The organism is Brevundimonas sp. (assembly GCF_016463295.1).
Taxonomy (GTDB): Bacteria; Pseudomonadota; Alphaproteobacteria; order Caulobacterales; family Caulobacteraceae; genus Brevundimonas.
In genome coordinates this window covers 1-6,633 of sequence record NZ_JAEMRO010000102.1, presented here as the reverse complement: position 1 = coordinate 6,633, position 6,633 = coordinate 1, and the positions used below count along the sequence as shown (strand labels likewise).

8 protein-coding genes are annotated in these 6,633 nt (G+C 66.1%); 7 read left to right on the top strand and 1 reads right to left on the bottom strand.

Going from position 1 to position 6,633, the window contains the following annotated elements; genetic code table 11:
- From JHC81_RS13180 to purT, 4 genes are all read left to right on the top strand, one after another.
- On the top strand, window positions 1-459 hold a 459-nt coding region (locus JHC81_RS13180), incomplete at its 5' end, for a transketolase C-terminal domain-containing protein (protein WP_292175431.1).
- Entirely contained in the window at window positions 460-861 is a 402-nt protein-coding gene (locus tag JHC81_RS13175) for a VOC family protein (protein WP_292175429.1), read from the top strand.
- Window positions 851-1,114 carry a hypothetical protein gene (locus JHC81_RS13170; RefSeq protein ID WP_292175428.1) on the top strand — a complete coding sequence of 88 codons (264 nt, stop codon included), beginning with the start codon at window positions 851-853 and terminating at the stop codon, window positions 1,112-1,114. Before JHC81_RS13175 ends, JHC81_RS13170 begins: the two co-directional genes overlap by 11 nt.
- Complete coding sequence (purT, locus tag JHC81_RS13165) at window positions 1,111-2,307, top strand: formate-dependent phosphoribosylglycinamide formyltransferase (RefSeq protein ID WP_292175426.1); 1,197 nt, start codon at window positions 1,111-1,113, stop codon at window positions 2,305-2,307. Before JHC81_RS13170 ends, purT begins: the two co-directional genes overlap by 4 nt.
- Here the strand turns inward: purT and JHC81_RS13160 are convergent.
- Window positions 2,278-3,582: a S41 family peptidase gene (locus JHC81_RS13160; RefSeq protein WP_292175425.1), complete on the bottom strand. Its 1,305-nt coding sequence runs from the start codon at window positions 3,580-3,582 to the stop codon at window positions 2,278-2,280. The genes purT and JHC81_RS13160 overlap by 30 nt on opposite strands.
- 198 nt (window positions 3,583-3,780) lie before the next feature.
- Between JHC81_RS13160 and gap the strand changes: the two genes are divergently transcribed.
- From gap to JHC81_RS13145, 3 genes are all read left to right on the top strand, one after another.
- Window positions 3,781-4,788, top strand: a complete 1,008-nt coding sequence (gene gap / locus JHC81_RS13155) for a type I glyceraldehyde-3-phosphate dehydrogenase (protein WP_292175423.1) — start codon at window positions 3,781-3,783, stop codon at window positions 4,786-4,788.
- Between the two features lie 318 nt (window positions 4,789-5,106).
- A complete protein-coding gene (locus JHC81_RS13150) occupies window positions 5,107-6,303 on the top strand; it encodes a phosphoglycerate kinase (RefSeq protein WP_292175421.1) in 1,197 nt (398 codons plus the stop codon).
- An 82-nt stretch (window positions 6,304-6,385) separates the two neighbouring features.
- On the top strand, window positions 6,386-6,633 hold a 248-nt coding region (locus JHC81_RS13145; protein ID WP_292175407.1), incomplete at its 3' end, for a class II fructose-bisphosphate aldolase.

Below are 6,633 nucleotides of genomic sequence, written 5' to 3'. Positions count from 1 at the left end.
AACCAGCCCTCGGCCATGGCCTTGTCGCGCCAGAAGACCCCGGCGGTCCGCACCTTTGCGGCGTCCGAGAACCTGTCGGCCAGGGGGGCCTATGAACTGCGCGCCGCCAACGGCGAGGCCAGGGTCACCCTCTTTGCCACGGGTACCGAGGTTCCGCTGGCCCTCGCCGCCGCCGACCGGCTGGAGGCCAACAACACCCCGACTCGCGTCGTCTCCGTCCCCTGTTTCGAACTGTTCGAACAACAGGACGCCGCCTATCAGGCCTCGGTCATCGGTCGCGGCACGGTCCGCGTCGCCGTCGAGGCCGCGATCAAACAGGGCTGGGAGCGCTTCATCGGCGAGGACGGAGCCTTCGTCGGCATGACCGGCTTCGGTGCCAGCGCGCCCGCAGAGGTTCTATACGAGAAGTTCGGCATCACTACCGAGGCCGTGGTCGCGGCGGCCAAGGCGCGCCTGTAAATGAGCCGCATCGGGGCGATCAGTCTGCTCGTCCATGACTACGACGCGGCCATCGCCTTCTATGTCGGCAAGCTGGGTTTCGACCTCAGCGAAGACACCGACATGGGCGGCGGCAAACGCTGGGTCCGGGTCACGCCGAAAGGCGGCGAGACCTCCCTGCTGCTGGCCCGCGCCACGACAGACGCCCAGACGGCCCAGGTCGGCAACCAGGCCGCCGGCCGGGTCTGGCTGTTTCTGGAGACCGACGACCTGATGCGCGACCACGCCGCCTGGCTGGCCGCCGGTGTCGCCTTCCGCGAGACCCCGCGTCACGAACCCTATGGCAAGGTGGTGGTCTTTGAGGACCTCTACGGCAACGCCTGGGACCTGATCGAACCAGCCGGGGGTCCCCTTGACCGTTGAACTCAGCCGCGAACAACGCATCTGGCTTGAGATGATCCGGATCGCGTTGCTCGAAATCCGCGCGCTGGAAGATGCAAATCTTCCCCGGGCTCGCGATCTGGCGAATATCTTTCACGGCATTCCGACCGCACTATTTCTCGAACCGGAGGCTTGGGAAGCGCACAAGCTGATCTTGTTCGGCAGGGCGAAAGCCGCCGGTCTCGAGGACTTCATTCGACGCGATCTCGAGTACCTTACAAGGACATTGAAATGAAACTCGGCACCCCCCTGTCCGACACCGCTGTCCGCGTCATGCTGCTGGGCGCAGGCGAACTGGGCAAGGAGGTGGCAATCGAGCTTCAGCGGCTGGGCGTCGAGGTCATCGCCGTCGACCGCTATCCCAACGCCCCGGCCATGCAGGTGGCGCATCGCAGCCACGTCATCCCCATGACGGATCCGCAAGTCCTGAACGGCGTCATTCTGGCCGAGGCCCCGCACTTCATCGTGCCCGAGATCGAGGCCATCGCCACCGACGTCCTGGCCCAGATCGAGGCGGCGGGTCTGGCCACCGTCATCCCGACGGCCCGCGCGACCCAGTTGACCATGAACCGCGAGGGTATCCGCCGCCTGGCCGCAGAGGAGCTGGGTCTGCCGACCAGCCCCTATGCCTTTGCCACCTCCGCCGCAGAGCTGGCCGAAGCCGCCCACCGGATCGGGCTGCCGGTCTTCGTCAAGCCGGTGATGTCGTCCTCCGGCAAGGGCCAATCAATGATCGAGGCGCTGGAGGACGCGGGCGGGGCCTGGGCGTATGCCCAGTCCGGTGGCCGGGTCGAGACCGCTACCGTCATCGTCGAGGGCCGCATCGACTTCGACTATGAGATCACCCTGCTGACCGTGCGGTCACGCGCCGCCGACGGCAGCATCCGCACCGATTTCTGCGCACCCATCGGCCATCGTCAGGAGAAGGGCGACTATGTCGAAAGCTGGCAGCCGCAGGCCATGACCCCAGCCGCCCTCGCCTCGGCCCGGGATATCGCGGGCAAGATCACCGATGCGCTGGGCGGCCTCGGCGTCTTCGGCGTGGAGCTGTTCGTCAAAGGCGATCAGGTCTGGTTCTCGGAGGTGTCGCCCCGTCCGCATGACACGGGCCTGGTCACCCTGGCGACCCAGGTCCAGTCCGAGTTCGCCCTGCATGCCCGCGCCATCCTGGGCCTGCCCGTCGACGTCACCCTGCGTGAACCGGGGGCCAGCGCCGTCATCTATGGCGGCATGGACGCCGTCGGCATCGCCTATGAAGGCGTCGCTGACGCCCTGTCGGTGCCGACCGCCGACCTGCGCCTGTTCGGCAAGCCGGAAAGCTTTGAACGTCGCCGCATGGGCGTGGCGACGGCGCGCGGCGACACGGTCGAACAGGCTCGCGAACGCGCGCGTGAAGCCTCAGGAAAGGTCCGACCCGTCCGCAGCTGATGCAGGCACCGTCTGTGACGACGTATTCGCGGCGGCCTCGGCGACAGCCGCCTGGATCGCCGCCATCCCGGCCTCCAGAGTTGGATCGCGTCCCGCACGCCGCGCCGCCCAGTCGTCTGGCACTTCGACGTCCGGGGTGACGCCCACGCCTTCCAGATTGCGCCCTTCCGGCGTGGTCATTACGATCGTGCCGACCCGCAGCAGGCCTCCGTCCGGCAGTTCGATGGGTCGCGTCCCCGTCACCGCACCGCGCGATCGCAGGCCGACGATGACGGCCCTGCCCTTCTCCTGGGCGACACCGGACAGCAGTTCCGCCGCACTGCCCGTGCCCGGTCCGATCAGCATGACCACCGGCCCCAGATAGGGCTGCGGTGCAGCCTGGATGTTGTAGCGCGTGTCGATGAAGCGGCCCTTGACCACCGCATAGTCCTGCTTCTCTGCGAACAGCCAGCCCATCACCTGTCCAGCGATGGTCAGTATCCCACCGCCATTGGTGCGCAGATCGATGATCAGCCCGGCCGGTGGATTGTCGGCGAAGGTCTCAATCTCGGCGAAGAACTGATTGTACCGCGTCGCATCGAAGTCATCGAAGCGGATGTAGGCGATGTTGCCGGCCTTGCGCTCGGCCACAAACCGGGGCCGCACCGGCATGGTCACGCCCGGCAAATCCACGCTGTGTTGCCGACCCGCATCGTCCAGAAACACCAGGGTGTCGGTGCGTCCCACCACCGGCGGCACGGCCAGCAGGACGGACAGTCCGCTGACGGTTTCGACCCGCCAGCCCGGCGTGACCCCCGCCGCCTCGGCCGCCGATCCCGGCACGACCGTAGCCACAAACCGGTCGTCGCCGCGCGGCGTAACGGTAAAGCCATAGCCTGTCGTCTGGCCGGTTCTCTGAAGCTCGTAATACCGCTCGCGCTCCAGCGGGCTGAGGGTGACGGTGTGGTCGTCGTCCAGCAGGTCCAGCAGTTCGGTCAGCTCGACATGCAGACCGTCCGACGTCGGCTGGGCCACCGCCTCGGCCCGGCGCGATTGGGCTTCCGCCACGAACGGCACCCCGCCGAAGTCAGGCTTGTAGAATAGCTTCTCTGTATAGCGGACCACCGCGTCATAGACCTCGGCGTTCAGTTGCGCCCTTTCAGGCGAGCCATCCGCCGGCTGGGCGATGCCTTGCGGCTCGTAGGTCCGCGCATAGGGGATGGAGGCGCAGGCCCCCAGCGACAGCACCGCGAGAGCAACGAGGAGCGGACGCGCGACGGACGACACAGTGAGCATGCCGCCACGCTACAGGGCACCAGCCTCGACTGTCGAGATAGCCCGGTTATCCATCCCACTCGTCGCACCGTCCCAACCTGTGCCGTAACAGTCGCTGGCAGTGTGTGAAGTCACAACTGGGGTCCCGGGGGTTGAAACCGGACGCTCAGGGTTCCATTGAAGCCGCCGATCACGAATTCTTTCAAAGGAAGCCCGCCCATGACCGTTCGCGTCGCCATCAACGGCTTTGGCCGCATCGGCCGTCTCGTCCTGCGCTCGATCGTCGAGCATGGCCGTCGGGATATCGAGGTGGTGGCGATCAACGACCTGGGGCCCGTGGCCACCAACGCCCATCTGCTGAAATACGACAGCGTGCACGGCCGATTCCCCGGCACCATCACCTCGGGCGAGGACTGGATCGACGTGGGCCTGGGCAAGATCAAGGTCACGGCCGAACGCGATCCGGCCAACCTGCCGCACAAGGATCTGAACGTCGACATCGCGTTCGAATGCACCGGCATCTTCACCGCCCGTGACAAGGCCGAGGCCCACCTGAAGGCGGGGGCCAAGCGCGTCCTGATCTCGGCCCCCGGCGACAATGCCGACAAGACGATCGTCTATAAGGTCAACCACGACACCCTGACCGCCGACGACATCATCGTCTCCAACGGCTCGTGCACGACCAATGCCCTGGCCCCCGTCGCCAAGGTGCTGAACGACCTGTTCGGCATCGAGCGCGGCTATATGACCACCATCCACTCCTACACCGGCGACCAGCCGACGCTGGATACGATGCACAAGGATCTGTACCGCGGCCGCGCCGCCGCCCTGTCGATGATCCCGACCTCGACCGGCGCCGCCAAGGCTCTGGGTCTGGTTCTGCCCGCGCTGAAGGGCAAGCTGGACGGCTCGTCGATCCGCGTCCCGACCCCCAACGTCTCGGTCGTGGACCTGAAGGTCGTCGCCGGCCGCGAGGTCACGGTGGAAGAGATCAACGCCGCGCTTCAGGCCGCCGCCGATGGTCCGATGAAGGGCGTCCTGTTCACCACCGACGAGGCTCTGGTTTCCAGCGACCTGAACCACATCGCCGCATCCTCCACCGCCGCCCTGCCCCAGACCCAGGTCGTCGACGGCAAGCTGGCCCGCGTCCTGAGCTGGTACGACAACGAATGGGGCTTCGCCACGCGCATGGCGGACACGGCGCTAGTGATGGCGAAGTTCCTGTGATGAAACGGTGATGTCCTATGAAAGTCGTCGTTGGGTATCCCGGCTAGGAAGTCTCCCTGTTGTCGGCTGGCTAGTTTGGACAGGCTGGATAGGCTGGGACTGGCTTTCAGTGATCGGCGGGGGGCTTGCGTTCGCACTGTTGACCACGTTCAAAAATGCTTCTTGGACTTTAGCAGGTTGGCGAGCTCGGGCTGCGGAGCTTGGTCGCCCTGAGTTAGGCGTATGGGCCGCCGCTGCATTTCTGCCGTTCAGTTTCTTGTCCGCGTTGTTTTTTCACGCGCTGGCAAGGCTAATGTCTTCGCTGTTTTGAGATAACCCATGACCTTCCGCACCCTCGACGACGCCCGTGATCTCGCCGGCAAGACCGCGCTTGTCCGCGTGGACTTCAACGTTCCGATGGAGGGCGGCAAGGTCACCGACGACACCCGCCTGCGTGTTGCCCTGCCGACGATCCAGAAACTGCGCGATGCGGGCGCGAAGGTCGCCCTGCTGGCCCACTTCGACCGGCCCAAGGGCAAGGTCGTGCCGTCCATGAGCCTGCAGCCCGTGGTCGATGATCTGGAGGCCCTGATCGGTGCCCCCGTCCGTTTTGCCGACGATTGCGTGGGCGAGCAGACCAAAGCCGCCATCGCCGACCTGGATGCTGGCGGCGTCATCCTGCTGGAGAACGTCCGCTTCCATGCGGGCGAGGAAGCCAACGATCCGGCCTTCGCGCAGCAACTGGCAGACCTCGGCGACCTCTACGTCAATGACGCCTTCTCCGCCGCCCACCGCGCCCATGCCTCGACGGAGGGACTGGCCCGGCTGCTGCCCGCCTATGCCGGTGAATCCATGCGCCGCGAGCTGGATGCGCTGGACGCGGCGCTGGGCAATCCGCAGAAGCCCGTCATCGGCATCGTCGGCGGGGCCAAGGTCTCCACCAAGCTGGATCTGCTCAAGAATCTGGTCGGTCAGCTGGACAAGCTGGCCATCGGCGGCGGCATGGCCAACACCTTCCTCTATGCCCAGGGCTTCGACATCGGCGGTTCGCTCGCCGAAAAGGACATGGAGGCCACCGCCCGCGAGATCATGCAGGAGGCGGCGGATCGCGGCTGCGAACTGCTGCTGCCCATCGATCTGATCGTCGCCACCGAGGTGAAGCCGGGCGCCGACCACCGCACCGTCAAGGCCGGTGACACCCTGTCGGCCGACGACAAGATCCTGGACGCCGGTCCCGCCTCTGTCGCCCGACTGAACGCCGCCATCGACGGCTGCAAGACCCTGATCTGGAACGGTCCGCTGGGCGTGTTCGAGGTGCCGCCGTTCGACGCCGCCACCGTTTCGGTCGCGCGCCATGTGGCCACCCGCGCCAAGGCCGGATCGCTGGTCGCCGTCGGCGGCGGCGGCGACACCGTATCGGCCCTGAACCATGCGGGTGTCAGCGACGACATGACCTTCGTCTCCACCGCCGGCGGGGCCTTCCTGGAATGGATGGAGGGCAAGCACCTGCCCGGCGTTATGGCACTCAAAGGCTGAAGCCGCGCCTGTAACATTGCGTGACTTCGCCGCGCGACGCGGCTAAACCAACGTCAAAATCAAAGGGCTCAGGAGACACCCCATGGCGCGCATCACGCTGCGACAACTGCTCGATCACGCGGCAGAGGAAGGCTACGGCCTGCCCGCCTACAACATCAACAACATGGAACAGGGCTTGGCCATCATGGAGGCGGCCGAGGCGGTCAATGCCCCGGTCATCATCCAGGCCAGCCGCGGCGCGCGGAACTATGCCAACGACATCGTCCTGGCCAAGCTGATCGACGCCCTGGCCGAACTGTATCCGCACATCCCGGTCTGCATGCACCAGGA

Excerpts from the sequence above, each read along its gene's own strand:
- gap (WP_292175423.1), top strand. The coding sequence starts at position 3,781 with ATGACCGTTCGCGTCGCCATCAACGGCTTTGGCCGCATCGGCCGTCTC.
- JHC81_RS13175 (WP_292175429.1), top strand. The coding sequence starts at position 460 with ATGAGCCGCATCGGGGCGATCAGTCTGCTCGTCCATGACTACGACGCG.
- purT (WP_292175426.1), top strand. The coding sequence starts at position 1,111 with ATGAAACTCGGCACCCCCCTGTCCGACACCGCTGTCCGCGTCATGCTG.
- JHC81_RS13150 (WP_292175421.1), top strand. The coding sequence starts at position 5,107 with ATGACCTTCCGCACCCTCGACGACGCCCGTGATCTCGCCGGCAAGACC.
- JHC81_RS13160 (WP_292175425.1), bottom strand. The coding sequence starts at position 3,582 with ATGCTCACTGTGTCGTCCGTCGCGCGTCCGCTCCTCGTTGCTCTCGCG.